General features: G+C 48.7%; 1 protein-coding gene. It reads left to right on the top strand.

Annotation, left to right across the window (positions count from 1 at the left end; genetic code table 11):
* On the top strand, nt 1-2,418 hold a 2,418-nt coding region (locus QUA45_RS28520; RefSeq protein WP_333223282.1), incomplete at both ends, for a Calx-beta domain-containing protein.

Here is a 2,418-nt window from a genome sequence, read left to right as displayed (position 1 = left end):
TGGAACTGGCGGTTTTAGCAGTGCGACCAACTTTAGCGTCGGAACAAATCCGAGTTCTCTGGCGATCGCAAATTTCAATGCGGACGACAGACTCGATATCGCAGTTGCTAACAGAGATTCTAATAATGTTTCAGTTCTCTTGAATTCACCGAACACAATTAATTTCGGTGCGGCTACTTTCAGCGGAACTGAAGGGGATGCAGATACAGTGGTTAATATCCCCGTCACTATCAGCGGCGGCACTCCGTTTGGTGATGTAATTGTACCAATTGCGATCGACCCCAACACCAGCGCTACCCAAAATTCTGACTACACCCTATCGCCGACTTCCCTAACTTTCCCCGCAAGTGGAACAAGTACAGAACAAAATATTCCAGTCGCGATCAAACCTGACAATCTCCCTGAAAACGATGAAACGGCCATCCTCAACTTGGGTGCAATCACCGATGGCATTGCAGGTACAACCAAACAAACGACACTAACTATTGCAGCAAACGGTACTGTTTCTTATGCCATTGCCGCCGATACTGCAAGCATTGCCGAAGGTAATAGCGGCACAAAACCTCTGACTTTCACCGCGACTCGCAGCGGCAACACAGGCGGGGCAAGTAGCGTCAATTATGCGATCGCCGGCACAGCTACAAACAGCAGCGATTACAACAACATCGGCGGCACTTCAGGGGCAACTGCTGTTACTGGCACAATTAATTTTGCCGCCGATGAAACATCCAAAACCATTACTCTAGATGTATTAGGCGACACCCTAGTTGAACCCGATGAAACCATAGCCGTCACCCTGTCCAATCCCACCAGCCCAGGCATAACACCGACAATTACCACTGCTAGTGCTACCACAACTATTACTAATGATGACAAAGCTGGCTTTACTATTAACCCAACAGCATTAACTACAAATGAAGTTGGTGGCACTGCTACCTTCACAGTCAAACTCAATTCTCAACCCACTGCTGACGTTACCATCGGTTTGAGGAGTGACAATGTTGCAGAAGGAACAGTTTCAACGGAGAGCTTAACTTTCACTACTGCTAACTACAATCAACCGCAAACAATAACGATAAGTGGTGTTGACGATTTAGTAGCTGATGGCCCTCTACCTTACAAAATTGTCACGGCTGCTGCTGTGAGCACCGATGTTAATTACAATAACCTCGATCCTGAAGATGTCACCGTCACCAACAGTGACAATGAAACTCCGGGAATTACGGTGAATCCGACGGCGGGATTAACTACTGGTGAAGATGGCACTCCTGCTAACTTTACTGTGGTTCTGAATACTCAGCCAACTGCTGACGTTACCATCGGTTTGAGCAGTGACAATGTTGCAGAAGGAACTGTTTCCCCTGCTAGCATAACTTTCACTCCGGCTAACTGGAATACAGCGCTACCAATAACAGTAACCGGGGTTAATGATAGCATTGTTGACGGCGATATTGGCTACCAAATACTCACGGCTGCTGCTGTTAGTACAGATGGGAATTATAACAACCGAGATGTAGCGGATGTTAGCATTACCAATAAGGACAATGATACCGCTGGTATTTCTATTACTCCCACGGCAACAATTGCTACAGAAGGCGGGGCGAATGGCAGTTATGGCATCCAATTAACGTCGCAGCCGATCGCGCCTGTAACGATCTATCTCACAACAGGTAATCAGATTCAGGCGATCGCGCCTCTGACTTTCAATGCAGATAATTGGAATGTCGTTCAACCCGTTACGGTGAAAGCTGTTGACGATACAATTGTGGAAGGGGCGCACAGCGGCAATATTACTCATAATGTGAGTAGCACTGATGCTAAGTATAATGGGATTGGGGTTCCAGGGGTGACAGTGGCGATCGCAGATAACGACACTGCACCGACACCGCCGACACCGACACCAACGCCAGTTATAGTCGAGCCACCCACACCGCCGACACCGACACCAACGCCAGTTATAGTCGAGCCGCCGACACCGACACCGCCGACACCGACACCAACGCCTGTCATAGTCGAGCCGCCGACACCGACACCGCCGACACCAACGCCAGTCATAGTCGAGCCGCCGACACCGACACCAACACCAGTCATAGTTGAGCCGCCGACACCGCCGACACCGACACCAACGCCAGTCATAGTTGAGCCGCCGACACCGCCGATACCGCCGACACCGCCTGCTGGTATCATCAACACACAGAATAATTGGTGCGGTTTAGAAGCTGGATTGAACAAACTTGAAAACATCCTTGACGACCAGCTAAACACAATTAAACTACCGATCGTTGGTTCCCTCAAGAACATTGCCCCGAATTTTATTGACAGCTTCAAAAATAAGCTAGTCGATGCGGTTAAAAATGGGGTAAATCAAACTACCGATCAGTTAGAAACTACTCTGGGCAATGTACTTGGATCTGATTT

Origin of the sequence: Microcoleus sp. Pol12A5, assembly GCF_036701435.1 — a bacterium.
Lineage (GTDB): Bacteria > Cyanobacteriota > Cyanobacteriia > Cyanobacteriales > Microcoleaceae > Microcoleus.
Note: the sequence above shows the minus strand (reverse complement) of the source record. Positions and strands in the feature narration are given on the sequence as shown.